This window comes from Candidatus Woesearchaeota archaeon (genome assembly GCA_016214075.1).
Taxonomy (GTDB): Archaea; Nanobdellota; Nanobdellia; order Woesearchaeales; family DSVV01; genus JACRPI01.
In genome coordinates this window covers 1-26,404 of sequence record JACRPI010000005.1, presented here as the reverse complement: position 1 = coordinate 26,404, position 26,404 = coordinate 1, and the positions used below count along the sequence as shown (strand labels likewise).

Below are 26,404 nucleotides of genomic sequence, written 5' to 3'. Positions count from 1 at the left end.
TTTATAATGGAGTGTCTCGTTGCTCTCCTATGATGCTTTTTGTTTTATCACAAAAGAATTTGCCTCTTGCCCAGGCAGAGGTTGCTTCGTTTTATACTCTTCACAAAACCAAAGAAAACTATGCTTTTGTGTCTTCTAAAAAGAAAATTGACCTTCCACTCGCGTTCACCAAAGAAACTCATGCTATTCTTTTTTCCTGCTCTAAAAAAAATCTTGAAAAGCAGATTAAGAAATATGCCTGGAACAAAAAAATCAAAGGAAGCTTTTGCGTGCGGAGCGATATACAAGAAATTGAACGAAAATTAGGAGGTATGATCTGGGATACATTGAAGAAACCTGTCGTTGATCTTGAACATCCAGATAGTTTGATTCACTTCTTTTTTCTTGGGAATACTGTGTATGCTGGCTTGCGCTTATGGAAAAATGATAACGCGTTTTTGCAGCGAAAAGCACAACTTCGCCCTGGATTTTATCCCGCATCCCTTGATCCGCAACTTGCGCTTGGGCTTGTGAATTTATCTTCTGCAAAAAAAAATGCTGTTGTTGTTGATCCCTTTTGCGGCACTGGCGGCATTTTACTGGAAGCTGCTTTTTCTGGACGGAAGGCAGTTGGCTTTGACATTAGCCCCTGGATGCTCGAGAAATGTAAACAGAATTTGCACCATTACAAGATTACGAAAAAAGTTGTTTCTATTGCAGCAGGAGACGCGACAACATTCAGAAAAAAATGCGCCGCGATTGTGACAGAACTTCCCTTTGGAAAAAATACTCGATCACAGAATCTTCTTTCTTTGTATACGCGCTTTTTGGAAAACGCAAAGAAAAATACAAACACGATTGTGGTGGGATTTCCTGATTTTGTGGATTACAAAAAGATTTGCAGAAAAACTGGGTGGAACATAATACATGATTTTCGATGGTATTTGCATCAGACATTATCGAAACATGTTGTTGTGTTGAAGAGAGTGAAAAGATAAATAATATTTAGAATAATGAGGTATTGAACTCTCCATACTTTATCATGAGTTTTGCAAGCCCGTAATCTTTACTTGTTACAAGAACGCTTCCTCGTAATTGTTGGAGAGCTTGAGTAACTGCTTCATGGGGTTCAATTAAGCCTATACTCGCCCTTGCATGGAAAACATGCTCTGCATCAACAACAATTCCCGCATGAATCGGTCTGAAACCAGCATACCAAAATCTTACATCTCCAAATTCGCTCACTTCTGATGGACTTATGGAGCCTAATATATCTCCCACCTTATCGCTACTCACAATTGCACCTGCTCTCAAAACACCTGCATAATGAAGCGCTGTTTCTATTCCACTTCTTCCATAAATACTGCCGTTTACTGCTTCAAGATTTGCAAGAATGTCTCTTTGCGCTTTTGATGCACGATCATCAAGTATACCTACATATTTTCCAATATCCATAAAATTCAGAACTTTCCACTGCTTTATAAAATTTTTGACTTGCAAATATGTTTATTTGACCTTTTCCATCGCATCCAACGCAAATTTCACCTGCGCTGGCGTTGGCGCGACATTTTTTTGTGAGAAATTCTGCGCAAGAACCGCAAGGTGGCGGAGCTCTGGAGACGCTGCCCACTGTTCTTTTGGAATTTTTTCTTTTACTTCTTTAAAACAATGAATAATGAGATTTCCTGATGCTTTTTCAAACGCAGACAATTCTTTTTTTTGGACTGTTCGCACTTGTTCTGCGATTATTTCTTCTTCCTCTCGCTTTTCTTCCGCAGCTTCCTGTTCTACTGCTTCAGTAATTATGGAAGGAATCTGCTTTTCAAGAATAACAGCTGCTGTTTGGGAGGGGGATTGCGCGGGATTCATCGCCGCTGACACTGCCGCGATTTCTGTGCCTGCTGTCTGCGTAACTTCATTCAACGCGGCATTGAAATCAATGCCCAGAATTACCGCGTTAATGTCATTTGGATCATTTGAAGTGTTTCCCTGGATGACCATGCTCTCTTCTGGATAAACAAGATGTACTGCTTCTGGCGATTCGCCTAAAATATGCTGCGTTCCACTTAATGCATTGACCACTAACGTATCCTGCTCAAGCTCGTGTGTAATAGAAGTTGATATTTCTTTTTCTTTTTGTTCTACTTCTTCTGGCGTTGGCTCTTTCCACCGCGGCGCTGCTTCTTGTGGCTGCGCTGCTTTTTGCAGACTCTCCTTGTACCATTCCGCGTCTCTCGCGCCAAGAATAGAAATTACTTCTTTGTAAATCGCGAAATCCACTTCCTGCGGCTTGCCAAATATTTGTTCTATTGTGTTTCCGAGCAACGTGAGCTCGCCAATATGCCTGTCTGTAATTTTCTGCTTTTTACTGTATTCTTCTTGCATGTAAATTTTCGCAATTTTATTGGTGTCAAAATCTCGTTCTAACATGAATGGCTGTTTGCCTACTTCAATCGACGCAATGTTCAATGATTTTTTTGTGATGAAATATTTGTCTAGACTGATTAATCCTGAATTTAACGCTGTTCCTAATCCTTTACAGCCGAGAATAAGCACTTCTTCTTTATTCATTTTGTAACTCGTGTGAATTACTCCTGACGCTTGGCTGTCTATCATTTTTTGGACGATGATCGCAAACTGCGTTTCTTTTTGTGTTTGTTTGGGTTCTTCTTTTTTCTGTTCTTCTATTTTACTTTTAATCATTACAGATATGGCTTCTGGATTGTAAAAAGATGCCCAGACATTGAGAATCGCATTTTCTATGTTTTGCATCCCTTGAACTCCTAACATAGATTCGTGTAGATTTGCTTGTTCATCATGGATTGGAGAAGGTCGTAGAACCACTATTGGTTCTTCGCCTGTTTCCATCAGATCGTTTAAAGAATGTGTTTCGTCAATGTTCAACGCATAATACGCGTCATGAACTTCTTCTCGTAATTCTTCTGGTAATGGCGCGTTGAGGATGAGTAGTTTTATCGCGTCGCTTGCTTCTTGTATTTTTGTCTCATTCTCTTCTTCTATTTTCTCAAGCATTTCTTTTGCCTGTTTTTTTATGTGATTGTTTGTGAGAAATTGATCAAACGCTGTGGCTGTGATGATGAATGTGGGAGGAACGGAGAATTTTTGCGAAAGTACTGCAAGACGTATTGCTTTTTCTCCAACAATATGCAAGGACTCTTTTGTTGCTTTTTTCAGCGTTACTATATTTGTCACGATTATCACTTTTATCTCTACATCTGTTCTATTTAAAGATATTGAAAGCTTGGTCTATGCTCTCTTTTTCGTTTGATATGTTTTAGATAATTTTTTATTGTCTTTACTTCCATAATACCCCAATGCTCCTTAAGGAGCATTGGGTCCCCCTGACATTTTGCTTTGCTTGTGCGTGTTTTTTCTTGTAGGCTGAAATAAATAGCTGCCTCTGCATTTTATTCGCCTTACAGTCCTTTTGAATCTCCATTCTTTTATTATTTAATTTTAGAGAGAAAACATACTTAAATAATGAGAATGAAATGAAAGAGAATAAGAAAATCAGACTATTACTCACGCCGCTTTTCTATGGACTACCTGACGCACTTGCGGTTTCTGCCTTTTTGCCGCATCATAGGCCTTCATCTCAATGTGACAGCGTGCTTTCATTTTAATGACATAATGCCGCGCATGATTAATATGCTGCTCAAGGACAGGAACTCTTTGCTTTTGACTTTGTCTTGATAATTCCTGAGAAACTGTTCCTATCTGGACGATATAATTGATTAAATATTGCAGCGCATGACGCATGTCTTTTTCCATTGTCTGCAACTGCGTTTTCTCGCCGGACTGATGCAGCGCATGCAGCTTGTCTGTCTTTTTTTGCATTAAATGAATGAGACACTGACTATTACTCGCAACAGGAATGCCAATCATTCTTTTTATTGCATCTGTTTTCTCTTTTACCGCAGCATGATTTGCTGCCTTTGCATTATCTTCCATCGACGAGAGAATGGCAGAAATTCGCGTAATGTTTGACGTGAAATCATGATACGGATTGCTTATCCCTAGTACTTGCTGAATGAGATGGATGACCATGACAATTCTTGAGGGGATGGAATTAATAAGGGTTACTGAATTCGAGACTACGTGTTTGTTTTATGTCACCCCTCCTTAATGATAAATTATGACAACATTTATAAATAGAGTTTTGTTTCTAAGATCCCTCATGGCAGATATTACTTCGCTTATTGACGCAGGGTTTAGGGCTCTTGATTCTGGAGATTATACTGCTGCGCTATCATCTTTTACTCCTTGTATTTCTGAAGGCTTACCGCCTGCCCCATCCTTTAACATTCAGTATGGTTTAGCATTATCTTATTTTGGTCTGTATAGACAAAACTCAGATACAGCTGCTCTTGAAAATGCGATAGCTCATGGAGAACAAGCAGCTGAAGTTTATGAACGACGATATGACTTGCAACTCCTTCTCGGCCAATGTTACGCAGCACAGCACCAGCAAACACAAGAGCTTTCTCTTAAAGACAAGGCGCAACATGCTTATAATATGAGTAGAACTTATATTCCCAAAACAGTTGGAAGTGAAGAGAGAATTGCTTTAGATGAAAGAATTAATATCCTTCTTTTGGAACTCGAGGGAAACTAATGGCAATTCGATTTTATCACGTCGATGATGCATTTGGGTGTTTTTCTAATTTTGCACTTTATGAATTAACAATAGATGATAAAGTCTGGCCTACATCTGAACATTTTTTTCAGGCACAAAAATTTTCGCATAATTCTCGTTATCAAGAAAAAATACGGGGGGCTAGAACACCACATTTTGCAGCAGATCTTGGTCGCGATAGAAACTATCCAATTCGACGAGATTGGGACACTGTCAAAGATGATTATATGCGATGGGTCGTGTTGGAGAAATTTGCGCAGTACCCTGATCTTGGTGATCTACTCTTATCAACAGGAGATGAAAGAATTATCGAAGCAACTCCTAAAGACAATTACTGGGGTGTCGGAAGAGACGGAAGAGGAAGAAACATGCTTGGAGTCATCCTTGGTGAAGTTCGTCGAGAATTACACATGCAAAGAGATTATTTAGGTACTTCGAATGTTATTCCATTTGTACCTATTCCTGAACGCATAGAAGGTGCTGCTCATCAAAATCCTGCGTATTTGTATAGAGAGCATATTTTCAGAAAACTAAAACGTGTTGCTTAATTTTTCTTACTATCTTACTACTGCATCAGCAGGGATTTCCGCAACGCTTGTTTTTGTTGGCGCTAGCAAAAATTCCACATTCTTTTTTCGTAATCTTTCTACCCTTGTATCTCGTCCAGTTGCACGGCGAATTTCGTCAGGAGGCATGAGATGACCTTTTACTTTTGCGACGTTCACTGCGACTGGCCTTCCAAAATGTCGAGCAGTGTCAACATCAGCAGTAAGAGAGATGAATTGCGTGTTTGGATCATTCGCTGGATTAAGAATATGGTCCAGAACAGAAACCTTTCCGTCGGGTTTTTTCGCGGTTATGCCTACCCCTTTAAGTACCTTCTGATAGTCTGCATCTGACAACCCACGAAAGAGATATCCTTTCGCGATTGCATCTTGCGGAGAATATTTCAAGATTTTCCCTAACTCTTTTGATGGGGCAAAGCGCAATTCTGTTTCAAAATTGTTCGCAATATACGCTTCTAACTCAATAATTTTTTGCACAAGAGTTTCTGCTTTCGTGAAGTTGTATTGATTCTCTATATCCATGAGTGCTTCATCAGCCGCACGAGCAATTGCTTCCGCCGCCTTCATTAAATTTGCAGACCCTGTTTCTTCTTTAATCGCAGCAAATTGTTTTATATTAAAACGCTGAATAATGAGAAGAAGCTTTCGAATGTTTTTTATTTTTCCAGTCTCATAAACATCTGGAAAATCATCCTTCACTGCTTTTGCCAGACGAATAATCTGTTCGATATAATCCTTCGCAGTCTTTTTTCCAAATGGCCACATGATAGAAAAATTAAGAAGCTGATATTAAATAGTTTTTGATAGAGAAAAAAAAGCGGTGGAGCAATAAACACACGGAGGGATGATGCGAGTAAAATCCTTGTGCCTTGCTCCACCTCTGGGATGAGTATGATTATATGGTAGACGCAATAAATTATCGTAACTTATTTGCGTCTGCGGAATAGTGAACGCACTATTTTTATTACGATAATTTGGTGCGTTCACTATAGTTCTGGCATGTCGCCAGCGCTTAGGAAAAACGCATGTAAGGATCCGATTCCTTCAGCGGATTCTCTGTGCTCTATAGTTCCTATTTTGTTCTTTCTCTCGAGCTTGTATTGCTCATCAACTGGATCAACATAATCACGAGCGAGAAGAGGTTTTGCCTCAATAATAACCGCATTTTGAGGAACTTTTTCCTTCACCGCGTTTTGCACAATCATAGCAATATCTGCTGCTGGAATTGGTGCTTTTTCTTGTGTCGTCGTCTCTGTCATCATCGTCCCCTAATGTGTTACTTAGCAATAGTAGTGAAGGCACTTATTTATATAGTTTTTGGTTTTGTTAGTACTTTAGAGTAGTTACGCATTACAAGTATGCTTTCACAACCTTTAAAAACATCACACTTTGTATGATCTTCTTGAGGGATGAGTTTTGTACAACTTTCGAACACTTTACGACTGCGATTTTCAACAGAAACGAGTTCTCGTGAGAGTCGACTTTAATGTGCCGATGAATGAGCACGGCGATGTGACTAATGATAAACGGATTCGTGAAACATTGCCGACCATCAAATATCTCAGGCAACAAGGCGCAATGATCATCTTATTGACGCATATCGGCAGACCAAAAGGACGAGAACTAAAACTTCAGACAGACGGGATTGCGCACCGCCTGAGTCAACTTCTTGGAATGTATATTAAGAAGTTGGATGAATGCATCGGCGACGCAGTTAAAAAAGAAGTTTATTCTATGAAGCCAGGCGATGTGCTTATGCTCGAGAATGTTCGTTTCTACAAAGAAGAAGGAGAGAATAATAATGATTTTGCTCGGCAGCTTGCTACTCTCGCAGATTTTTTTGTGCAGGACGCGTTCGGTGTTTGCCATAGAGCAAACGCGTCTGTCACGCAAATTGCGCAGTTTATTCCTGCCTGTTCTGGTTTTGTTTTGCAAAAAGAACTTGAAGGATTAGGAACACTTGTGAAGCACGCGCGAAAACCATTTGTCACGATTATCGGCGGCGCAAAAGCAGACAAAATTGGCGTGATTCATAATTTACTGCCGCATCTTGATCATTTGCTGATTGGCGGGAAATTAGCAAACACATTTCTGAAAGCAGCTGGCAAAAATATTGGCGCATCCGCGTTTGACGAAGAATCACTTCCTCTCGCAACGGAACTTTTGAAAGAAAAAGATGAACGATTTTTGCTTCCTGTTGATGTTGTTGTGGCTGACAAATTTGGCGCAGACGCTTCTATCAAAGTAGTTTCTGTTGACGCGATTCCTTTTGATTGGATGGCAATTGATTTGGGTCCTGAAACACTACGACGATATACGGAAACACTGAAGCATGCCGCAACGATTGTCTGGGCTGGACCTGTTGGCGCGTATGAAATTGAAAAATTTGGACACGGCACAAAATATATCGCAGGCATGGTCGCCGCGTCTTCCGCTGTCAAAATTATTGGCGGCGGCGATAGCGCAGCTGCTGTGGAACATTTTGGTTTTAGCCATCACATGAGTCTTGTTTCTACTGGTGGCGGCGCTTCTCTTGAGTTATTACAGGGAACTCTTTTGCCTGGAATTTCCGCGCTTGTTGAGAATAAGAAGTTGTTTCCTGAGTTGTGTGCAGTTTAGTAAATTACCACTTCGTCTCCCTAATTTTCAACCAGTAACCTAAATGATTGAAAAAGACGTGCAGTGTTGGACCAACGATGATGTAAAATATGATCATGCTCCACGGAATTCTTTGGATAAATGAAATGAAGACGATTGCGCCAATAACTAGATCCAGTTGATCCCATGGAAAGAAACTATCTCCTGGCTTGACGTTGACTCTTCTTTTGATGAAACTTTTGACAAGATCTCCAAACAAAACGCCAAATCCTATAAGAAATCCTACTGTAAAGAAAGAGATTTCATTGTAATTAAAAAAACTGATTTGTTGGAAAAACGGATATTGATAGAGAAGACTTTGGATGGAGGTGATGACTATTGCAGCGAGGATGCCAAAGAAAAATCCGCGATATGTTTTGTGATTTCCGAAGATTGGCTTATTGTCATACCATTTTCTGTTGAAGTCTATTGGAATGTTGAGGAAATTAATGCTTCTTACAAAAACAGGCATCATGTTTGCGATTGCCGCAGGGATGATGACGTAGAACGCGGTTAATAGGAATTGCGTGGTGGGGTTCATTTAAATGACCTTCTTCACTTTTCTCGAACTCATCATCGCAAAACCCATGAAGACATACGCGATCAATACATACTCTATGTGATACGCTGTTTTGAGATGGAGAAGAAATAAGATAGGAAATAAAAAGCCGTTCACTGTAATAGGAAGCCCTTCAAAATAACCATGACCTTCTGTGATATTAAATCTGCTTAATCGCAACATTCCCGCTGTAGTGAAGAAGAGGAGAATAAGAATTTCCCACCATGCTTGGAGACCGAGTGTGTACCCAAAAATTGCTGGCGCTACTCCAAACGAAACCACATCGGACAATGAATCCAATTCTTTTCCAAAATGTCTTCCTTGATCAGTTATCTTTTTGCTTATTCGCGCGACTTTACCATCAAGGAAATCAAAAATCATCGCGATGAACAAGAAAATTGCCGCGTAAATGAATTTGCTATTTATTGCGTAAAATATACAGAGCATACCAAAAAGAAGGTTTCCAATAGTAAAGAAATCCGCAACTTTGATGATATCTCTCATTTTCATTTCATTTCACCAATAACTGTTTCTCCTACGTGTACTATATCTCCTTCTTTAATTTTTAATTTTACTTTTGGAACGATAAGCGCTGTTTGGCTTCCTAGATTAATAAGTCCAATTATTTCTCCTGCGTTTACTGCATCGCCTTGTTTGACAAAGCATTCAATTCTTCTCGCGAGATATCCCGCGATCTGAATGACTTTACAGGTAATCTTGCCTTTTATTATAATTTCGTTTCTTTCATTCTCAAAAAAGCATTGCATGTTTTGGACATCTTTTACCGCGTTGAGAAATTTTCCTTCAATGTATTTTGTTTCTGTAATTTTTCCCGCAATTGGCGCGCGTTGCCAGTGAACATTATAGACGTGCAAACGGATAAGAATGATATATCCTTCTTTCGCAACGTCTTTTGTGATTAAAGGGATTTTCCCAAAGAAACCTTTTTCCGCGATTATTGGTTTTGCTTGCTTTTCATTCTTGAATTCGTATATTCTCGCGATATTTCCGTTTGCTGGGCTTATGACGAGATTGTTTTCCTTTGGAATATTTGGAGTTGGATTTCTGAGGAAGAAGAATTTCCATAGGAGCAAGAGGGTTGTGATTATTGCCGCGAGAATGATGAAAATTATTAAGATGATTTGCATACAGTTATTTTGCTGCAGAGATATATAAAGTTGTTGTCTCACTTCTTTATTCGCTTTATTACTTTTAGATTCGCCTTATCATTTTTGGTTTGCCCTATCGCTTCTGAATCCCTATGCTTTTTTATATATTTTAATATGTTTCGAATATACCACTGGTTTAGTAACCAGTGGACAAGTCCACCTTCGTTTTTTTGAAGGTGCTATATTCGTAACATGCTCAAGAACCACCGAGATCATGCCACCTATCTATAGCGACCGAAGGGAGCGGTGATCGGTGGTTCTTGACAAAAATAAGTTAATAAAAAAGAGATGAATTGTGCATGTGGACTTTGTGGAGCGATTGTTTATGTTAAGATGATGCGTGTTTACAGAATGAAAACGTAAAGCATAAGAACTGCAACCCCTCAAGTTGTGTAATGAAAAAAATATTTGTCTTCATTTGCTTCTTTTTCTTACTTAGCTGTGCTTCACAAGATGTTGTTATCATTAAAACAGTAACAAGTGAAATTCCTATTATTATTGAGATTGCTGATTCGATTGATGAGCAAGCAATCGGCTTGATGTATCGAACAGAACTTGCCGCTGATTCTGGCATGTTGTTTGTTTTTTCTGAAGAAAAGCAGCGCGTGTTTTGGATGAAAAATACAAAGATTCCACTTGATATTATTTTTGTTGAGAGTACTGGTACTATTGTTGATATTAAGGAGAATTTTGAACCGTGTGTTGTTGCTGATTGTGAGAAATATTACTCAAAACCTGCACTCTATGCGTTGGAAGTGAACGCGGGCTTTGTTGCGAAAAAGGAGATTGCTATTGGAGATTCTCTTGTGTTTGAGTAACTTTTAAATAGACTGACATGAGAAAGAGAACAATGTACTTCGCACAAGCGCCGCATCAAAAGAAAATATGGGGAATTAGGACTTCTGATGTTGAAATCCATGAACTCTTGAAAGCATGGTTCTTCGTGAGTCTTGCGTTTACTATTTTATTGAATGGCTTTTCTTTCGGTCTCGGAACGGGATTGATTTTTATTATTGCCGCAACAACTGTTGGAACTGGCTTTCTTTTGCATGAACTCATGCACAAACTTGTCGCGCAGTATTATCATTGCTGGGCAGAATTTCGCGCGGATAATATGATGTTATTGTTTGCAGTGTTTTCTTCGTTTATGGGCTTCTTATTCGCCGCGCCCGGCGCTGTCATGATTTATGGGCCGCACATTACGCCGCGACAGAATGGAATTATCTCTGCTGTCGGTCCACTTACAAATTATATTTTCGCATTATTTTTTCTTTTGATTTCTGCATTATTTCTTCATCCTTTTGTGCTCGCAACCGCAAAATATGGTTTTTTGATTAACAGCTGGCTTGGAATCTTCAATATGATTCCTTTCATGAACTTTGATGGCGCGAAAATCTTCAAATGGAATTACTTTGTCTGGGGCGGCATGGTTTGCCTTGGGATAGGACTTCTTGTGCTCAAAATTGTGCTTTTTGGCAGTGGTTAGCCGCGTTTATAAGGAGGGGTCATTTATAAATAAACTACCCAAAGACTTATATAGTACTTTGGATTACTAGTACCTGTATGGGACAACAGGAAGTTTACAACTTTTTGAAGGAGAATAAGAACAAATGGTTCACCTCTAAACAGATCAGCGAAAGCATTGATGTTTCTATTGGCTCAGTCACGATGAGTTTGAAAAAACTCAGAAAAAGTCAATTAGTAAAATACAAAAATACAGGCAAACGAAACGAGTTCAAATATATGTTCAAACCATAGATTCTTTTTTCTTGAACTCTTATTGAATGTGAGTATACCAATTCTCGATTTTGTTTAGAACCACCTTTCAAAATCTTATGCGGTGGTTCTTAACACATTACGAAATTCTGTTTGTGTTTATAATATGCATAAATAAGTTAAAGATAGAATTTCGAAATGTTTAAGATACGGGCTGCCAGGGGGCTGAAGGCTTGAGAAAGATGATATTTATTTTTTATATCCTATTCTCGTGATTTTCTTGCAAACTTTACAAGTATAGCTGATTGTTTTCCCTGTTGTTCTCACTGTGTAATTCTTTCCTGGGATGAAGAATGTATTACACTCTTTGCAGAACTGTCTTTTAAGTTCTCTTGGAATTCGAACTTTTGCCTTTGCCGCAAGCTTTCTCGCGAGAAAAACATATCTCGACGCGGAAGATGTATCTGAAATTCGCACTTCATGCGCTTCGTTAAAGAGATGACGAATTCGCGATTCGATTTGCGATTGATGTTTTTTTTTGTAATCTTTGGCCATGTTGGATAAAATAATTCTTTTAGTTATTAATACTTTGCCATCCCGCCGCAGCAGGCGGCCTACGGACAAAATTCTTCGAATTTTGTCCTACGCGACACCCCGAGGGGCCTTCCCCCGTCGCGTCGGCGCCTACGGCGGGATGAGACTTTTTCACTAATTATATAAAGGAAAGAAGATGGAAATTACTCATGCAAATTTCCCTCAACTTCACGAAAACTATTCACGAAAACGCTGGCATCTACTTTGACAAAGCGAAAAAAGCAAAGAAAAAACTCGAAGGCGCAAAAAAAGCACTCGAGATCAGCAAACAAAAACTCCAAACAGCGCTCCACGAACAACATAAAGTAGAACAAAAAGTAGAAGCGCACAAAACAGCTGTCCAAAACGTCCCAAAAAAAGAATGGTATGAAAAATTTCACTGGTTTTACTCTTCTGATGGTTTTCTAGTGATCGGCGGCAGAGACGCAATCACCAACGAACTTGTTATCAAGAAACACACTGCTCCAAAAGATCTCATATTTCACACGGATTTACAAGGAAGCCCCTTCTTTGTCATTAAATCTGAAGGAAAAGAACCTTCTGAACGCACGATAAACGAAACCGCGACTGCGACTGCGCTATACAGCAGGGCATGGAAACTTGGCTTTGTCAACGTCAAAGTTGGCTGGGTCACTCCAGAACAAGTCACCAAAACCGCAAAAGCAGGAGAATATGTTGAACGCGGCGCGTTTGTCATCACAGGAAAAATGCATTATATTGATCATGACATGCGATTTGCGTTTGGTGTTCAACAAGGAAGGATTATCGCAGGACCTTACGCCGCGATCAAAGCGCACGCAGAACATTTTGTCGAAATTGTACAAGGAGAACAAAAACCAAGCGATCTCGCAAAAACGCTTCGTTCGCAGTTTAAAGTAGGAACGATTGATGAAATTATACGGATGCTGCCTGCAGGGAATGTTAAGATCAAGAAGTAGATTTTCTAATAAGTTGAACAAATCCAAAAGCTTAAATATTTCAATATTCCAAAATAGACTTATATGAAATATATTACACGACAAGATGTTCGAAAATTGAAACTTCCTCAACGACTTCCCACGTCAAAAAAAGGAGATTTTGGCAAAGTTCTTCTCATTGGCGGAAGCCAGGATTACGTTGGCGCTGTCGCGTTCGCAGGTATCGCCGCACTGCGCAGCGGGGTTGATATTGTCACTGTCGCAGCTCCGACAAAAGTCGCATGGGCGCTAAACGCACTTGCGCCTGATCTCATCACCAAAAAGTTTGATTGCTTGTATTTTGACAAAAAACACGTCAACGCTGTCGTGAAATTCGCAAAAGATTTTGACGCAGTTCTTATTGGCAATGGTATTGGACGAAAATCACACCAATTCTGCATTGATGTCATCAAAGAACTCAGCAAGAAAAATAAACCCCTTGTTATTGACGCTGACGCTATCAAAGCAATCAGTTTGAAAGAGACAAAAAACTCCATCTTAACGCCTCATAAACGCGAATTTCAAATGCTTCTTGAGAATACGCATATTCGAAAACTTCAGTTGAATAAATATATTGGATCCAACATCATTATTCTCAAAGGGAATGTAGATATGATTTACGGCCATGGCAAAGTCGCGTACAACAAAACAGGCAACCCTGCAATGACTGTTGGCGGCACCGGTGATATTCTCGCGGGATTAGCTGTTGGCTTTTACGCACAAACAAAAGATCCATTCCACAGCGCAATCGCCGCCGCATACATTAACGGTCTTTGCGGTGACGTAGTCAAAGGGGAAATAGGTCATGCTGGACTTGTCGCAAGCGATATGCTCAAGAAAATTGGTCTTGTTGTTGAAGACACTTTTTATGGTACTGGAAAAGAAGTGAAAAGCAAAGAAGGCTTACACAAATAATGCCTCTGGTCAATAAAAATTGCATCTCATTATTTTTTCTTTCCAAACTTTCCTTTGAAATATTTATGGTATAACTCGCTAATTTTCCTCACATTATGTCTCTTTTGCCGCTCGCGAAGCACTTTAAGATGCTCTCCACGCTCTTTGAAAAATTTCTTTACATCAATTCCATGTTTTTTGATAAGCGAAGAGGCATGCCCGCCACTTACCATGTGCGGCATCACGACATATGTCGCGCCTGATTTATAGAGACTGATTGCGTCTTCAATATGATTAGAAAGAACAATCACCACTGCACTTTTATTCTGCTCTCGCGCTTTTGCAATAATAATCTCATTCACACGGAGATCTGGTATAGTTGAAACTAACATTTTTGTTTTTCCCACATTAAGATCTTCTAATAATTCAATATCCTCTGCGTCGCCATACTGACAATCGTATCCTTCATTCGTCAAGCGCCGAACGATATCAGGATCGTAGTCAACGATCAAAAACTTTTTGCGGAGTTTCTTAAATGAATCCAGAAGGTCGTATCCCATTTTGTTGTACCCAAAAAGAATAATATCGTACGCTTTTGTCTTTTGCTTTTTTATGCCATCTATTTTCTTTCCCTTTCTCTCAAATATTCCCAAATATGGCTCGAAGATGCAATACCATCTATCTGCGTACATGATCATGTATGTGGAACCTGCAATGGTAATCATACCCACCACTGTCACCAGAGACATTATTTCCTGCGGGACGTGACCCACTTTAATACCAAGCGCAATCATGATAAATGTAAACTCGCTTACCTGCGCAACAGAAAGCCCAACGAGGAAACTTGTCTTTTTTGTGTAGCCAAGCGCGCCCATAATTATCATCAGAATCAATGGATTTCCTATCAAGATAAACAAAGAGAAAAGAATAATGCTCCAGAATGAGTACGTTACATTCTGAAAATTCATCTGTGACCCAATGATTATGAAAAATAAGATGATAAAAAAATCTCGGAGGGGTTTCATTCTCGCGCTAATTTCATGACGATATGGAGAAAGCGAAAGTGTCACTCCCGCAAGCAAAGCGCCAATTTCAAGTGAAAAATTAAGGTACCACAAAAACGCCGCAAGAAGCAGACACCACCCTATGGAAAACAATAACAAGAACTCCTGCGATTTCGCAACACGGTCTATTAACGCAGGCAACACATACATGCCAACGACAAATAATAGCGCAAGTACGCCTACTCCTTTCACCACTGTTTCTGTGAGAATATGCGCAAATGTTCCTCCACCTGCTGACGAAGAAATAAACATGAGAATCAGAATCGCGATCAAATCCTGAACAAGCAGAAAGCCAATAGTAATCCTCGCGTATAATCTATCTAACTCTCCTTTATCTGAGATTAATTTGAGAATAATAATCGTGCTGCAATTAGTTAACGCAACCGCAATGTATACTGCCGTAATGACGGAAAATCCTAACAATTTTGCGATAAAAAACCCCGCAATCGCGGTAAATAACAACTGACCGACCCCAGTAATAATAGAAACTTTCCCTACCTCTCGTATGACTTGTGGATTTAGACTCAAACCCACCATAAACAAAAGAAGCGCAACGCCTACTTGCCCAAATGTGGTAATATCTTCTGAACTCCTAAATAAACCCAAGAAATATGGACTGACGACAATACCAGTCAGAATATAGCCAATAATCAATGGCTGACGGAGGAGTCGCATTAATGCTGCGAATCCTATTGCTATCAAAATGATTATACTGAGCTCAATGAATACATTTTCCGCCATGATCGCCCCTTATGCCTGTTTTTACTACTTCATGCATATAAAACTTTCGGAGTGAAGTTATTGATAATGTTGAGGATCTTTCAAGTTGCCAAAATTCTCAATATGTTTCGAATATACCACTGGTTTAGTAACCAGTGGACAACATTTCGAATTGCGATTCGTAATGAATTGAACATAGTTCAATCAGTCCACCTTCGTTTTTTTGAAGGTGCTATATTCGTAACATGCTCAAGAACCACCTCGATCATGCCACCAATCTATAGCGAACGAAGTGAGCGATGATTGGTGGTTCTTGACAGATGCATTTGCATAAATGCTCAAAAATCGTGTTATAGCAGAAATCCATGAGATTCGAACATTGGTGGATTTCTGCTGAATAGTAAATATCCTATAGCCGGTTCGAAATCTAAGGATATTTACTATATTCAAAGTCATCTATATAAATGAGCTATAATTCTTCAAAGAATAATGGATGAACACGAAATTTCAGCATTACCTGAACAAAAAGCTCCTGAATTGAATACGTTGCAGCTTATTTCCCTTCGAAAAAAAGCACACGCAATAGAGCCGCTTGTTCGCATTGGAAAAGCTGGACTTGGTCAGACACTCTTTCAAGAGATCATAAAACAACTGAAATCACATAAATTAGTGAAAATTAAACTCTTAAGAAACTTTATGGATGATATTCCCATGACCAAGCGGGAGTTAGGCGAGGAACTTGCTCTCAAAACTGGTTCTACTCTCATTTCGATTGTAGGGAATACTGTTGTGCTTTGGAGAAAGTAGGAGTAAAACGAATTCTTTATATAGATGATTCTCTTAATATTTTTCATGACGAACAAATCAAAAGATCGGAGAAATGAACAAACTATAATAATCAGCCCTAAAGATCTGCGCGAACTTCGACTACTTCGAGACCGCTCCAAACATGTTGTAGAGAAATTAGATCGTCTCTTTTACTTATAATCACTTTTTTAAGTATTTCTCAAATATCTCCTCATAACTTTTAATGAGGTTCTTTGCCTCAGCTGTCGCTAATATTCTTTCTTTTGTTACTTCCCCTTCTCCCTTTCCACCAAAAAACATTCCAAATATTGTTCCTAAAAAACCCACAATTACAGTAAGAAAAATATCAAGGCTTGATGTTTCTCTCTCTATAATAAGATTATGTATTAATAAAATGATAAAGATGATTACAGAGAAAGAGAGTAAAGTTATCTGGCCTAACTTAAAATATCCTGAAGGTAAAGAGCATATATGGCGCGCTTCTTTGATGATCCACTCAAATCGAGCAAAAAAGAAAATGAATAAGAGAAGAAATGTACATAATAAGAAAAGAACAATAATAACTTCCATGAATATGTGAAGCGATTCAACTTTTTATGTGTTTTCTTTTCAAAAAATAAAGATTTATATACCTTCTTCTCCAGAACTTCACCAAAAGAGGAAAAAATGACGTCTCCTGAATTACTTGCTCAATTTGATTTCAAAAAAGATGATGGATCACCTGATGAAGAAGAGATTGAAGGAGGAATGGATTTTAAAGGGAATACCATCTATGTCAAGACTGGTTTTCCCCAATCAAAACTCACCTACAAAGTAGTGCATCAGATTTTCAACCAGTCCATAGAAGAGAATTATTTTTGGACAATGGAATTTCTCCGAACTCACGAAGGATTTAATGAGCTTACCAAAATAACAGATATGTTTGGCGCGTCAGAACATTCCGCATTCTTCGGCAGCGCACAGCAGCGCCTTGGTTTACAACAGGATAAAGTTTCCCAATTTCTCGCAACCATTGGGAAGATGGTCAAAGAATTGTTCCAGCTTGTCCGTGAAATCAGAATTCTCGACGAAAGAATGAACTATTACAAAGATAGTTATTCCCACAGTAAAAGCAGAGAGAGCGCGGAAATTACTCTCAAAGGAATCTGGATTGATCTTGTTGAACAAGGATCAAAAAACCCCGCGTCTGTTTTTGGGATGGCAAGAGAACTTCAGTTTACCACGCTTCCTGATTTATTCTTCAGCGTTCATCCTGAAGTTGTTGAAGACATTGAAATCGCGGTCAACGCGCTTGATTTCAACGAAGCAGTCAAGAGAGTTTTGAAGAGAAAGCTTCGCACGTTTATGGAGTGGAAGCGAACAACATATGACGAAATCAAGAATAGGCGTGTTTTTACTATTAAATATCTCCGCCAGCATTTTGACATCATTAAAATGTACATGCACTGGGTCAAACCCTATTTACGAAATATTCAACGACTTCAAATGATGGATCAGACAAAATCTGTTGATTTGATTTCCGCGTTTGAAGGATCGCTTGTGGAGATTGAAGTGCTCGCGAAAAAATTCCCGACGAACTTCAGACTCGGAAGACAACTCATTACCAACAAACATGTGTACTCTGTTGTGTTGTTGCATTTCTCTTATCGTTCTACGCCACAAATGGCATATCAACAAGAATATCAGCGTGGACCACTGCATGTTGGAAAAACAGATTTGACGCTTCGTGCGTATGGATGGGATAAAAAAAAGATTGATCAGTATATTAAGATGAAAGAGAAAGAAGATTTTGATCTTCTCTCTGTTGTTGATGGCAGCGTCAAAGCTGCGCTCGAATCTCTTGGCGATGAGTTAGAAAGGTATCTTCAAGAAGCTGGAGAACCTTCTCCCTATGGTGAGAAAAAAGAAAAGAAAAAGGGAGATGCGCATGGAGATCACGGAGACGGAGGCCATGGAAAGAAGTCCGGTGGTGGAATTGCTGAACCTTTTGTCGCTGTATTCAAAGGATTTGGAGAAATTATTAAACCATTAGGAATGGGTGTTGGAGAGAAAGATCATGGTCACGACCACGCACCTGATAAGCAAGTTATTGACAACGAAAAAAAAGCTGCTGAAAAAGTCGCGCAAGAAGGGTGCTATCAGATTTACAAAGAGTTCAAAAAGAAAAATGGAATGGTTCATTGGTAGTTATTTTTCTCAAATATATATAGAGAACTTTAAATAAGATTACGCATTTTCTTCTCTTATGGAATACGACCAGAACAAGGTTGCTCAAGCGCTTGCAAAAATGAGTCCTGAAGAGCGCATTAAATATCTTGAAAAGCTCGCGGCAGAAGCAAAAAAAGATCTTCAAAGTACCGAACAGGCTGTCAAACAATCACAAGAACTTCTTGATAGGAATAGAAAAGAACTGCTGAAACATGCACTTCTTCAAGAACAAAAATTATTGAAAGAACAAGATGAACGCAAAAAACTCGATGATCAGCGCGCTGAACTGAGCAAATATCTTGAAAAAGAAGGCAAGGATCTTGAATCACAGGCGCAAAACGCGCGCGTTCCACAGGGACATCCTATTGTTGGCTTGTATACCCAACTGCAAAACATTCGCTATAATTACCAACAGCAAGACGCTGTTGTTGACTACGCACGCACAACTGTTCTTCAAGATTTACAGAAAGAGGTTATTGAAGTCCTCGGACAATACAAAGAGATGCCTGACGAGTTGAAAGAGATTGCTGACGCAACGTATAGACTCACTAAAGAGTTACTTGGAGAACAGAGCGCGCCAAAGCAGAAGTATTTTCCTTGAGTAAGTTTATAATTTTTTATGACTCTGCACAAGCGCGTCTCTTTCTCGTTGTCGCCAATCTTTCACGCGCTGCTTGAAATTTTTTAAATGCGTCGCAGGGGTTGCTATTTTGCCTTTTCCAAGAATGGAGTCAAATCTTTTTCTCATTTTTAACCAGAAAAATTCCTGAATAATGAGAAATGTAATAGTGTTCAAAAACTGCATAATTACATATTCTTTCCATGTGATCATTTTGCTTTCTTTTTTTCTAAAAAAAGGGCTGCTTTTTATATCTTATGAATTTGCATCTGTTTGCACCTAAATCTTTATTAATCTTATCTCATTATTCTGAACTCATGAAGATCAGAATGTTGTATTTTTCAGTACTTATTTTTTTGTTGAGTTTCCACATAGTTTCCGCATTTGAAATTGAATCCTATAAGATTACTGCTGCACCTTCAAATGATGATGTTGCCAACAGCATAGAAATAACTATTAACAACACAAAAACTAGTGCATTAACGCAAGGGATACTGCACCTTGCAAAAGACGCTGAAATAGAAAGCATACGGGATTCTTATGGAACCATTTCGTACAGCGTTACTGAAGAAGAGGAAAATCTAAAAGTCTCTTTCAGTTTTTCTATCCCTGTTCAACCCCATGAAGCTCGTGTTGTCACCCTTGAAACAGTCACTCATAACGTTGTGCAAAAAGAAGGATATTTTGAATATCTTCTTGTCCTTGTTCCTTCCGCAGACATTGAAAATTTTGTCCATATTGTCAAACTGGACAAAGATGTGGTGCTCTATAATACTGCACAAGACGGGGGAGAAAACTATCTTATTGTTCCTGACGCAACAGTCAGCGAGACCGCAGACAATGTGGTGATTCAGTGGCAAAGCGCGCTCACCAAAGATACTCCATCTGTTTTTCTGGTCCGATTTGCACAAGAAACAGGCATCAATTACTGGAAATGGACAGCGATTCTTCTTCTTACTCTTATCTTTGGTGCGGGTCTTGGGATTGGTGCGCAACAACTCTATGTGTATCGTAATCAACAGAAAGCATTGAAGGCGACGAACATTCTTAATGAACGGGAAAAAGCAGTTCTTGCACTAATTATTAAAAACATAGAGATTAAACAATATGAAATCATCAAACAGCTTGGTTACACAAAATCAAACATGAGCAAGATTATTAAAAGATTAGAACTTCGCGGACTTGTTGCTGTCAAAAAAGAAGGAAAAATACGAATTCTTACTCTTGGAGAGAAGATGAAGAAAGGGGTTTGAGATTTTTCAAGACCTATAGTTTCCATAGTTTCCATAAAATTAGTAATATAGTTTCCAGCTACAGAATCTGTAGTGCGTATGATGGATGCGCAATGCATGGATCCTGTGCAACACACCCGCCATGGACCATGCATTGCATGCATTCCTCTTTCCACTAATAAAATATTTAAACACCTTTGTATTTGGGATATACAAAGAAAAACGAGGATGAGAACATGAACAAAACAATGTATTCTTTATTGATGGTGTTTCTTGTTGTCTTTTCTCTTTTCGCAGTAAGCGTTGCTGCAGAAGAAGGACAAGAAACTGAAGACGCAGAAGAGACCACTGATGACGAGAGCAGCGACGAGGAAACGTCTGAAGAAGCAGAAGATGAAACAACTGAAGAAAGCGATGATAGTGAAGAATCTACCGAAGAAACAGGTTCTGAAGACACTGAAACTGATGATTCTGAACAAGAAAGCGAAGAAGCTGAAGAAAGTGCTGATGATGAAGAATCCACAGCAGAAGCTGATGAAGAAGATTCAACTGAAAGTGAAGAAACAATCACTGAAGAAGAAGCTGAAGAATTAGAACTTGAAGATGTTGAAGCAGACGTTACAGCAATGGAAGAAGCGCAGGATGAAACTGAATATGCACGCGCATACTATTTTATGACAGAGAAAATCTTAACAGCAGAGGGAGTTATCGCATACTTGAACGAAAACTTCCCTGACGTTGATACCAGCGCTATTGAAGCATACATAGCTGAACTTGAAGCACTTCGCGACAGCTTAACACCTGAAAGTGATTTTGAAGCAGTGCATGAACAAGTCAAAGAGATTATACAGAATGCACGCGAAGAAGCAAAAACATTATTTGAAGAAAATGATGTTGAAGTGAGTGCTGTTGTTGAAGCAGTTGGAGATTATAAAGAAGAATCCACTGAAGATGATGAAGCAAAAGAAGCTTGGGGAGAAGCGCGAAGCGGCTACGCACACGCAAAATCCACTGTTGTTCTTGCGCGATTGAACAATCTTCAAAAACTCGCTGACCGTTACGGTGACGCAGAAGGTTCCGCAGAACTTAATGAAATTATCGCGCAGCTTGAAGCGATCGCTGATGAAATAGCAATTGCCGCAGCTGACTTTGACAAAGAAGAAGTAAAGAGTCTCACTGAAGAAGCACGAGCACTTGTCAAAGAAGCAAAAGAACTCGCGAAAGACATGCGTGAAGCTGTTAAAGAATCACGAAAAGCTGCACGAGAAGAAATGAAAACAGCACGTGAGGAAGCGCGAGAAGAAATTAAAGCCGCACGCGATGAAGCACGTGAAGAGATAAAAACTGCACGTAATGAAGCACGAGAGGAAATTAAAGCTGCTCGCGATGAAGCACGTGAAGAGATAAAAGCTTCTCGTGATGAAGCAAAGGAAGCGCGTAAAAATGCGAAAGAATCTCGAGCTGCAGAATCTGATGATGACTCTTCTGACAGTGAAACTGAAGAAAGCGAAGATGAATCTGAAGACGAGGACACTGAAGATACAGAAGATGAACAAGAATCATCTGAAGAACAATAGAGGGGAAAACAATGAAATCATACGCACTTGCATTTTTTCTCATCTTGCTTCTTTTAGTCGCAGGATGTGGAACAGAAACTGTTGAAGAAACAACCTCTGAAACGCCTTCTGAAACTACAGAAACAACTTCCCAAACAGTTGATGACGTGACCAACGTCGACACTGTTGAAGAAGACCTTTCTGTCAATGATGAAGAAGATGATTATGGAGATATTATTTAATTTTTTTTGTTTTTTCTTTTGATTTATTTATTTAGTCTTTCTCATCTCAATAAGACCCCATTGCCACTGCAATGGGTCCCTCTGGCAGGGGTGTGTTTACTAGTGCGTGCTTTTATTCTACTTTAAGCTTTTTTCCCTTGCTTCACTACTCCACTTTCCTTTACATTTTTAAAGAGTGGGTTTTTCCTTTCTTCTATGATTATCGCAGTTGGATCCATGAACAGGACAAAAGGAGAAGCAGTACATAGAGCTATTTATGGTGAGTCTCACGTGCAGTGTTATCCAGCTTTTGTTTCTGATGAGATTAGAGCATACAACATTCTTTCTCACGTTCGTGACCAACCTTTTGGAATGGATGAAACAATGAGAGGAGCAATAAACAGAGCATCAGGAGCATTTACTGAAGGAAAAGATGATGGTGATTGCCGCTTTGGAGTTGGAATTGAAGCAGGACTCCTTGAAATCCCTCTTCTCGTTCACCCTGACGGAAGCCCGCGTTATGAAGAAAAAACAATTTGCACTATATATGATGGAGATACATATTTATTTGGCTCATCTGCAGGATTTGAACATCCAAAAGCAGTTATAGATTGCGTTCTCCAAGAACATGTGGATATTAGTGAAGCATATAAAAGATGCGGATTTACTGATTCTCCAAAAATAGGTGAAGAACATGGATGTGTTCATTTGCTCACACAAGCGAGAGTCCAACGAAGCCAAGAAATAGCAGACGCTGTACGACGAGCACTGATTCCTTTTGAAAATGTTGAAATGTATAGATAGCTCTTTGTTTCCTCTAAGAACCAAAACCATTAAATATCTCTTTTTCTAGAAAAGACCTATGTTCTTCGGAAGCGGCTATTTTGGACCCACACGGGATTATCATTCTCTTACTGATTCAAGTGTCGCGGACTCGTACATTGGTGAAGCTTCTGGTCAAGGAGGAGGACACGGTCCAAACATTGAAGGAACACAAACTTCTACCATAGGTGTCAATGACCTTGGTACTTCTGTTACAGAAGGAAGCAGATTCGGTAGCCTTGTTCAAACCGCTTCCCAAGCAATTCGCATTGGCGCAGGAAGCATTGAACTCGCGACTATTCAAGGAGGAGGCGAACCAGGAGGCGCAGAAGGATACGGTCATGAAGCGAGACAAGCACTCCGCGAACTTGCCCGCGCAAACTCCGTGAGTTATACAAGCGTCCATACACCACCAAACACTGTTGGAAACCTTTCCGGCTACAATTATCAGGAACGTGGTTTTAATGATGAATTTCGACATCGAAGCATGGAAGAAGTCAAAAAAGCGATTGTTTTTGCGGGCGATGTCAACGCAGGCGCTGTTGTTGTGCACACTGGTGAAGCGCAACGTGATATTTCTTCCGCCGCGTGGAACAGGGAAATCGCTCCTGGTGTTAAACAATTTTTGTCCTATGAAGAAGAACCAGGCAGACAGGTTTTGTACATGGTTGATGATCGAACTGGAAAACTCGTGACAGAAGTTCGAAAAAGCCAGACATTGTATGAACCGAAGTTTAAAACAAAATTTAATCCTAAAAAAGGATATGAAGAATATGTCGATCTTAATGGGAATTTTCTTGAAGAGACAAAAATGGAGGATCTCGCGAAACGCGTTCCTGAATGGGACCCTGAACTGGTTGAATTCAAGACTGAACGTCGAACATGGAATTATTATCTGGAAAAAGCAAAACAGTGGAATCAACGTTATGAAAAAAGAAAGGACCAGTTTGGACGAGAAGTTCCCTGGACTCCTGAAGAAATTTTCTTCAGAAAACAAATGGAACAACAAATTTTACAAGCAAAGGGTAGTTCGCTCTATCACGGGCGAATGTATGATGATTATGTTGATGCATTCCGAGAACTCAACAAGGCACTTACTTATTATCAAAAACTTGAGAAACAACTCCCAAAAGAAGAGCTCTGGAAAATAATGGAGAATGATGAAAAAGTTCGTCGGTATGCTGCAAGCAGAGCAACACAACAATTCGTTGGAGGAGAAAAGCGATTACCAACAGACATTATCAAAGACGCACTTGTTGACGTCGAGCGTCAAATGAAATACACGCACGAAGCGTCCGCTTCCGCAGACGCGAACGCAGAACAATATAAAGAAACACTCAAACACGTCATGCCAGTTATCCGCTACGCAAAAGATAAAACTTCCCTGAGCTACGCGCAAGCAGGGATTATGGCAATGGAACAAACCAAATATAATCCAAACTCTAAACGCGATGTCTTCGTTGCTCCTGAAAACCTTTTCCCTGAAATGGGGTATGGAACACATCCTGATGAATTAATTGAACTTGTTAGTGATGGACGACGAAAAATGGTCGAATTGCTGAGCAAGAAAAAAATCGCAAGCCCTCACGAAGAGCGTGATGAAGAAGGAAACCTCAAAATGATTACCAATCCGCATTACCGTGGTATGACTGAGCAAGAAGCAAAGAAATACGCGGACAGACACATCAAAGCAACGTTCGACACGCAGCACCTCGGTATGTGGTGGGCACACTTCCAGCCCCTCCAAGGAGAAACTGTTGATCAGCGAAAAAAACGATTTGATGGCTGGTATCAGGAGCAAGTTAAAAAGTTAGAGAAGTCAGGCATTATCGGACACATTCACGCAGTTGACGCATTCGGCGCAGGACACCACCACCTTCCTATTGGTCAAGGAAATTTGCCTGTCAAATGGACATTAGAATATTTGAAAAGTAAAGGATACAAAGGGACCATGATTTCTGAAGGTTGGGAAGAAAACAGAATTGATCCAGGCAGACAACTTACCGCATCCTGGCGACACTTGGGAACAAATGTTGGAAGCGGATTTGCCATCGGCGCACCATCTCGCGCATGGCAAGATGTGCAATTTGGCTACTTGAATCAGATGCAAAGTCCGTATTTTATTTTTGGTTCGTACTCTCCAAGCAATGATTGGCAATTGTGGAGTCAAGTGCCGTTGGAGTAGGTTTGCTGACTGGAAAAAATTCTTAAGATATACTTGATTAAAAAATAACACGGAAGCGCCACTTACATTATTGCTCACCTATTGTGGACTATGTCCACAATTCCACAGATTCCTTTTTTGGAATCTGTGTTATCCTCGCTCTAAAGAGCGAGGTTTTACGGTTCGCGAACGAGTGGTGGCGCTTCCGTGGGATGTAAAATCGGCGCTTGCGGAATCTCGGCGCTACATCCTCGCACTAAATGCGCAAAACTTGTTTTGCGCATATTACAAATCGCAGATTTGAAATAGTGCAAGGTTTTGCGCCGATTTTTCATAAATAAAAAACTAATTTACAAAAAAATCTTTTTTTCTATAAAGATAGATAATGACTATACTTCCTATTACCCAGCTATAAAGCATTGCAACTATAAGTGCGCCAGTTATTGCGCTTTGGGTCATAAATGCAGACACTTCTGCCCCTAACACTTCTTTATAATACGCATCGTACATTGATGTGTTCAGGAGAAAGAATACAAGATTCAACACTTGGCTGATCATAGAAAATATATACCACCCAATGGCTAATTTTCTTGCCCACATAAATTTTTTTATGATACCAAAGACGACAGCACACAAGATTGCAATTATCAATAAGAGTACTATAACCGCACTAACACCACCTATCATGAAAGGACCTAGCTGAAAAATAGGGTGCGCAAGTGTTGAAACTAGACTTAATATCCCCAACCCAATAAGTATTAAAATTATTATCATGCCTATTGGCATTTTTTGTTTCTTTTGTTCAACCATTTTTTTAACCTCCTCTTATGAAAAAACCTGACATCTTTAAAGCAAAGATTATGATTAGAATCGCATATATAATAGCAATACTTATTGCAGATAAAAACCAGACTATAACACACTTCCACCATATTTCGTTGTAAATCTTAAATATAACAAAGAAACCTAAAAGAAAAGAGATGCTGAGCATAACAATTGTAATAATATGCTGCCATTGTAACATTCTACTGATAAATAACCCAGATAAAAGTATATTTGTAGCAAATGACACTCCAAAAATAATTAGTACCGACAAGATTGCTTTCTTAAAATCTTGTTTCTTGAGACATTGTCATCTCTTCGTCATCTGCATTTTTGCTCTCCATCTTATGAGATCAAGAAGCTTGTTCTGTCCTAAATGGAGATCAATCTCTGCTGCTTCAGCAGGAGTTTTCCCTTTGAGTTGTTGATGTGGATTAACAAA

The 26,404-nt window shown here is 39.5% G+C and carries 29 protein-coding genes and 1 pseudogene; 17 read left to right on the top strand and 13 right to left on the bottom strand.

The features are described 5' to 3' along the window. Positions 1-29 precede the first annotated feature (29 nt). Positions 30-977 carry a methyltransferase domain-containing protein gene (locus HZC31_00975; GenBank protein MBI5001936.1) on the top strand — a complete coding sequence of 316 codons (948 nt, stop codon included), beginning with the start codon at positions 30-32 and terminating at the stop codon, positions 975-977. 7 nt (positions 978-984) lie between these two features. Here HZC31_00975 and HZC31_00970 read toward each other — a convergent pair whose 3' ends face one another. From HZC31_00970 to HZC31_00960, 3 genes are all read right to left on the bottom strand, one after another. Next, a complete protein-coding gene (locus tag HZC31_00970; protein ID MBI5001935.1) occupies positions 985-1,434 on the bottom strand; it encodes a hypothetical protein in 450 nt (149 codons plus the stop codon). 51 nt (positions 1,435-1,485) lie between these two features. Further along, positions 1,486-3,192 (bottom strand): hypothetical protein, encoded by a 1,707-nt coding sequence (locus HZC31_00965; protein ID MBI5001934.1) that lies wholly within the window; start codon positions 3,190-3,192, stop codon positions 1,486-1,488. 330 nt (positions 3,193-3,522) lie between these two features. Then, on the bottom strand, positions 3,523-4,047 hold the full coding sequence (locus tag HZC31_00960) for a hypothetical protein (protein ID MBI5001933.1): 525 nt from the start codon (positions 4,045-4,047) through the stop codon (positions 3,523-3,525). A gap of 130 nt (positions 4,048-4,177) precedes the next feature. On the opposite strand from HZC31_00960, the gene HZC31_00955 reads away from it, so the two are divergent. Then, positions 4,178-4,615 carry a hypothetical protein gene (locus HZC31_00955; protein ID MBI5001932.1) on the top strand — a complete coding sequence of 146 codons (438 nt, stop codon included), beginning with the start codon at positions 4,178-4,180 and terminating at the stop codon, positions 4,613-4,615. Continuing rightward, positions 4,615-5,184 (top strand): NADAR family protein, encoded by a 570-nt coding sequence (locus HZC31_00950; protein ID MBI5001931.1) that lies wholly within the window; start codon positions 4,615-4,617, stop codon positions 5,182-5,184. The genes HZC31_00955 and HZC31_00950 overlap by 1 nt, the downstream gene beginning before the upstream one ends. Positions 5,185-5,209: 25 nt before the next feature. On the opposite strand, the pseudogene HZC31_00945 reads toward HZC31_00950, so the two are convergent. Both HZC31_00945 and HZC31_00940 read right to left on the bottom strand, forming a co-directional pair. Continuing rightward, positions 5,210-5,314, bottom strand: a pseudogene (locus tag HZC31_00945) (DUF1187 family protein). Positions 5,315-6,188: 874 nt separating this feature from the next. Then, entirely contained in the window at positions 6,189-6,461 is a 273-nt protein-coding gene (locus HZC31_00940) for a hypothetical protein (GenBank protein ID MBI5001930.1), read from the bottom strand. A gap of 157 nt (positions 6,462-6,618) precedes the next feature. On the opposite strand from HZC31_00940, the gene HZC31_00935 reads away from it, so the two are divergent. After that, complete coding sequence (locus HZC31_00935) at positions 6,619-7,821, top strand: phosphoglycerate kinase (GenBank protein MBI5001929.1); 1,203 nt, start codon at positions 6,619-6,621, stop codon at positions 7,819-7,821. Positions 7,822-7,825: 4 nt separating this feature from the next. Here the strand turns inward: HZC31_00935 and HZC31_00930 are convergent, their stop codons facing one another. Genes HZC31_00930 through HZC31_00920 form a run of 3 tightly spaced genes read right to left on the bottom strand, consistent with a single transcriptional unit; the run spans position 7,826 to position 9,546 of the window. After that, on the bottom strand, positions 7,826-8,380 hold the full coding sequence (locus HZC31_00930) for a CDP-2,3-bis-(O-geranylgeranyl)-sn-glycerol synthase (protein MBI5001928.1): 555 nt from the start codon (positions 8,378-8,380) through the stop codon (positions 7,826-7,828). Beyond that, positions 8,381-8,908 carry a CDP-diacylglycerol--serine O-phosphatidyltransferase gene (gene pssA / locus HZC31_00925; protein ID MBI5001927.1) on the bottom strand — a complete coding sequence of 176 codons (528 nt, stop codon included), beginning with the start codon at positions 8,906-8,908 and terminating at the stop codon, positions 8,381-8,383. Further along, positions 8,905-9,546: a phosphatidylserine decarboxylase gene (locus HZC31_00920; GenBank protein MBI5001926.1), complete on the bottom strand. Its 642-nt coding sequence runs from the start codon at positions 9,544-9,546 to the stop codon at positions 8,905-8,907. Before HZC31_00920 ends, pssA begins: the two co-directional genes overlap by 4 nt. 416 nt (positions 9,547-9,962) lie before the next feature. Here HZC31_00920 and HZC31_00915 point away from each other — a divergent pair, with 416 nt between their 5' ends. The 3 genes from HZC31_00915 to HZC31_00905 all read left to right on the top strand — a co-directional run bounded on the left by HZC31_00915 (position 9,963) and on the right by HZC31_00905 (position 11,325). Then, the gene (locus HZC31_00915; protein ID MBI5001925.1) at positions 9,963-10,385 is read left to right on the top strand and encodes a DUF192 domain-containing protein; all 423 of its coding nucleotides are present in this window, start codon (positions 9,963-9,965) and stop codon (positions 10,383-10,385) included. A gap of 32 nt (positions 10,386-10,417) precedes the next feature. After that, positions 10,418-11,053 carry a metalloprotease gene (locus HZC31_00910; GenBank protein ID MBI5001924.1) on the top strand — a complete coding sequence of 212 codons (636 nt, stop codon included), beginning with the start codon at positions 10,418-10,420 and terminating at the stop codon, positions 11,051-11,053. Between the two features lie 77 nt (positions 11,054-11,130). Next, a complete protein-coding gene (locus HZC31_00905; GenBank protein MBI5001923.1) occupies positions 11,131-11,325 on the top strand; it encodes a hypothetical protein in 195 nt (64 codons plus the stop codon). Positions 11,326-11,532: 207 nt separating this feature from the next. Here the strand turns inward: HZC31_00905 and HZC31_00900 are convergent, their stop codons facing one another. Continuing rightward, positions 11,533-11,838 carry a ribonuclease P gene (locus HZC31_00900; GenBank protein ID MBI5001922.1) on the bottom strand — a complete coding sequence of 102 codons (306 nt, stop codon included), beginning with the start codon at positions 11,836-11,838 and terminating at the stop codon, positions 11,533-11,535. Positions 11,839-12,026: 188 nt separating this feature from the next. On the opposite strand from HZC31_00900, the gene HZC31_00895 reads away from it, so the two are divergent. After that, the gene (locus HZC31_00895; protein ID MBI5001921.1) at positions 12,027-12,815 is read left to right on the top strand and encodes a DUF814 domain-containing protein; all 789 of its coding nucleotides are present in this window, start codon (positions 12,027-12,029) and stop codon (positions 12,813-12,815) included. 63 nt (positions 12,816-12,878) lie between these two features. Then, positions 12,879-13,748, top strand: coding sequence for an NAD(P)H-hydrate dehydratase (locus tag HZC31_00890; GenBank protein ID MBI5001920.1), 870 nt, complete (start codon positions 12,879-12,881; stop codon positions 13,746-13,748). A gap of 29 nt (positions 13,749-13,777) precedes the next feature. On the opposite strand, the gene HZC31_00885 is transcribed toward HZC31_00890, so the two are convergent. Next, positions 13,778-15,532 carry a cation:proton antiporter gene (locus HZC31_00885; protein MBI5001919.1) on the bottom strand — a complete coding sequence of 585 codons (1,755 nt, stop codon included), beginning with the start codon at positions 15,530-15,532 and terminating at the stop codon, positions 13,778-13,780. A 468-nt stretch (positions 15,533-16,000) separates the two neighbouring features. Between HZC31_00885 and HZC31_00880 the strand changes: the two genes are divergently transcribed. Next, positions 16,001-16,318, top strand: coding sequence for a YhbY family RNA-binding protein (locus HZC31_00880; protein MBI5001918.1), 318 nt, complete (start codon positions 16,001-16,003; stop codon positions 16,316-16,318). A 180-nt stretch (positions 16,319-16,498) separates the two neighbouring features. Here HZC31_00880 and HZC31_00875 read toward each other — a convergent pair whose 3' ends face one another. Next, the gene (locus HZC31_00875) at positions 16,499-16,888 is read right to left on the bottom strand and encodes a hypothetical protein (protein ID MBI5001917.1); all 390 of its coding nucleotides are present in this window, start codon (positions 16,886-16,888) and stop codon (positions 16,499-16,501) included. A gap of 96 nt (positions 16,889-16,984) precedes the next feature. Here HZC31_00875 and HZC31_00870 point away from each other — a divergent pair, with 96 nt between their 5' ends. Beyond that, positions 16,985-18,505, top strand: coding sequence for a hypothetical protein (locus HZC31_00870; GenBank protein MBI5001916.1), 1,521 nt, complete (start codon positions 16,985-16,987; stop codon positions 18,503-18,505). 58 nt (positions 18,506-18,563) lie between these two features. Further along, entirely contained in the window at positions 18,564-19,127 is a 564-nt protein-coding gene (locus tag HZC31_00865; GenBank protein MBI5001915.1) for a hypothetical protein, read from the top strand. A 6-nt stretch (positions 19,128-19,133) separates the two neighbouring features. On the opposite strand, the gene HZC31_00860 is transcribed toward HZC31_00865, so the two are convergent. Then, on the bottom strand, positions 19,134-19,358 hold the full coding sequence (locus tag HZC31_00860; GenBank protein MBI5001914.1) for a hypothetical protein: 225 nt from the start codon (positions 19,356-19,358) through the stop codon (positions 19,134-19,136). Between the two features lie 104 nt (positions 19,359-19,462). Here HZC31_00860 and HZC31_00855 point away from each other — a divergent pair, with 104 nt between their 5' ends. The 5 genes from HZC31_00855 to HZC31_00835 all read left to right on the top strand — a co-directional run bounded on the left by HZC31_00855 (position 19,463) and on the right by HZC31_00835 (position 25,161). After that, positions 19,463-20,398, top strand: a complete 936-nt coding sequence (locus tag HZC31_00855) for a MarR family transcriptional regulator (GenBank protein MBI5001913.1) — start codon at positions 19,463-19,465, stop codon at positions 20,396-20,398. Between the two features lie 215 nt (positions 20,399-20,613). Further along, a complete protein-coding gene (locus tag HZC31_00850) occupies positions 20,614-21,954 on the top strand; it encodes an ATP synthase F0 subunit B (protein ID MBI5001912.1) in 1,341 nt (446 codons plus the stop codon). Positions 21,955-21,965: 11 nt separating this feature from the next. Then, positions 21,966-22,175, top strand: a complete 210-nt coding sequence (locus HZC31_00845; GenBank protein MBI5001911.1) for a hypothetical protein — start codon at positions 21,966-21,968, stop codon at positions 22,173-22,175. A 195-nt stretch (positions 22,176-22,370) separates the two neighbouring features. After that, entirely contained in the window at positions 22,371-22,958 is a 588-nt protein-coding gene (locus HZC31_00840; GenBank protein ID MBI5001910.1) for a DUF84 family protein, read from the top strand. Positions 22,959-23,016: 58 nt separating this feature from the next. Next, on the top strand, positions 23,017-25,161 hold the full coding sequence (locus HZC31_00835; protein MBI5001909.1) for a hypothetical protein: 2,145 nt from the start codon (positions 23,017-23,019) through the stop codon (positions 25,159-25,161). 324 nt (positions 25,162-25,485) lie between these two features. On the opposite strand, the gene HZC31_00830 is transcribed toward HZC31_00835, so the two are convergent. After that, positions 25,486-25,950 (bottom strand): hypothetical protein, encoded by a 465-nt coding sequence (locus HZC31_00830; GenBank protein ID MBI5001908.1) that lies wholly within the window; start codon positions 25,948-25,950, stop codon positions 25,486-25,488. Between the last annotated feature and the right edge of the window lie 454 nt (positions 25,951-26,404).

Excerpts from the sequence above, each read along its gene's own strand:
- HZC31_00860 (MBI5001914.1), bottom strand. The coding sequence starts at position 19,358 with ATGATCACATGGAAAGAATATGTAATTATGCAGTTTTTGAACACTATT.
- HZC31_00895 (MBI5001921.1), top strand. The coding sequence starts at position 12,027 with ATGCAAATTTCCCTCAACTTCACGAAAACTATTCACGAAAACGCTGGC.
- HZC31_00870 (MBI5001916.1), top strand. The coding sequence starts at position 16,985 with ATGACGTCTCCTGAATTACTTGCTCAATTTGATTTCAAAAAAGATGAT.
- HZC31_00910 (MBI5001924.1), top strand. The coding sequence starts at position 10,418 with ATGTACTTCGCACAAGCGCCGCATCAAAAGAAAATATGGGGAATTAGG.
- HZC31_00875 (MBI5001917.1), bottom strand. The coding sequence starts at position 16,888 with ATGGAAGTTATTATTGTTCTTTTCTTATTATGTACATTTCTTCTCTTA.
- HZC31_00890 (MBI5001920.1), top strand. The coding sequence starts at position 12,879 with ATGAAATATATTACACGACAAGATGTTCGAAAATTGAAACTTCCTCAA.
- HZC31_00845 (MBI5001911.1), top strand. The coding sequence starts at position 21,966 with ATGAAATCATACGCACTTGCATTTTTTCTCATCTTGCTTCTTTTAGTC.
- HZC31_00865 (MBI5001915.1), top strand. The coding sequence starts at position 18,564 with ATGGAATACGACCAGAACAAGGTTGCTCAAGCGCTTGCAAAAATGAGT.
- HZC31_00920 (MBI5001926.1), bottom strand. The coding sequence starts at position 9,546 with ATGCAAATCATCTTAATAATTTTCATCATTCTCGCGGCAATAATCACA.
- HZC31_00960 (MBI5001933.1), bottom strand. The coding sequence starts at position 4,047 with ATGGTCATCCATCTCATTCAGCAAGTACTAGGGATAAGCAATCCGTAT.
- HZC31_00940 (MBI5001930.1), bottom strand. The coding sequence starts at position 6,461 with ATGACAGAGACGACGACACAAGAAAAAGCACCAATTCCAGCAGCAGAT.
- HZC31_00970 (MBI5001935.1), bottom strand. The coding sequence starts at position 1,434 with ATGGATATTGGAAAATATGTAGGTATACTTGATGATCGTGCATCAAAA.
- HZC31_00930 (MBI5001928.1), bottom strand. The coding sequence starts at position 8,380 with ATGAACCCCACCACGCAATTCCTATTAACCGCGTTCTACGTCATCATC.
- HZC31_00850 (MBI5001912.1), top strand. The coding sequence starts at position 20,614 with ATGAACAAAACAATGTATTCTTTATTGATGGTGTTTCTTGTTGTCTTT.
- pssA (MBI5001927.1), bottom strand. The coding sequence starts at position 8,908 with ATGAAAATGAGAGATATCATCAAAGTTGCGGATTTCTTTACTATTGGA.
- HZC31_00840 (MBI5001910.1), top strand. The coding sequence starts at position 22,371 with ATGATTATCGCAGTTGGATCCATGAACAGGACAAAAGGAGAAGCAGTA.
- HZC31_00915 (MBI5001925.1), top strand. The coding sequence starts at position 9,963 with ATGAAAAAAATATTTGTCTTCATTTGCTTCTTTTTCTTACTTAGCTGT.
- HZC31_00950 (MBI5001931.1), top strand. The coding sequence starts at position 4,615 with ATGGCAATTCGATTTTATCACGTCGATGATGCATTTGGGTGTTTTTCT.
- HZC31_00835 (MBI5001909.1), top strand. The coding sequence starts at position 23,017 with ATGTTCTTCGGAAGCGGCTATTTTGGACCCACACGGGATTATCATTCT.
- HZC31_00905 (MBI5001923.1), top strand. The coding sequence starts at position 11,131 with ATGGGACAACAGGAAGTTTACAACTTTTTGAAGGAGAATAAGAACAAA.
- HZC31_00880 (MBI5001918.1), top strand. The coding sequence starts at position 16,001 with ATGGATGAACACGAAATTTCAGCATTACCTGAACAAAAAGCTCCTGAA.
- HZC31_00855 (MBI5001913.1), top strand. The coding sequence starts at position 19,463 with ATGAAGATCAGAATGTTGTATTTTTCAGTACTTATTTTTTTGTTGAGT.
- HZC31_00900 (MBI5001922.1), bottom strand. The coding sequence starts at position 11,838 with ATGGCCAAAGATTACAAAAAAAAACATCAATCGCAAATCGAATCGCGA.
- HZC31_00885 (MBI5001919.1), bottom strand. The coding sequence starts at position 15,532 with ATGGCGGAAAATGTATTCATTGAGCTCAGTATAATCATTTTGATAGCA.
- HZC31_00830 (MBI5001908.1), bottom strand. The coding sequence starts at position 25,950 with ATGGTTGAACAAAAGAAACAAAAAATGCCAATAGGCATGATAATAATT.
- HZC31_00975 (MBI5001936.1), top strand. The coding sequence starts at position 30 with ATGATGCTTTTTGTTTTATCACAAAAGAATTTGCCTCTTGCCCAGGCA.
- HZC31_00955 (MBI5001932.1), top strand. The coding sequence starts at position 4,178 with ATGGCAGATATTACTTCGCTTATTGACGCAGGGTTTAGGGCTCTTGAT.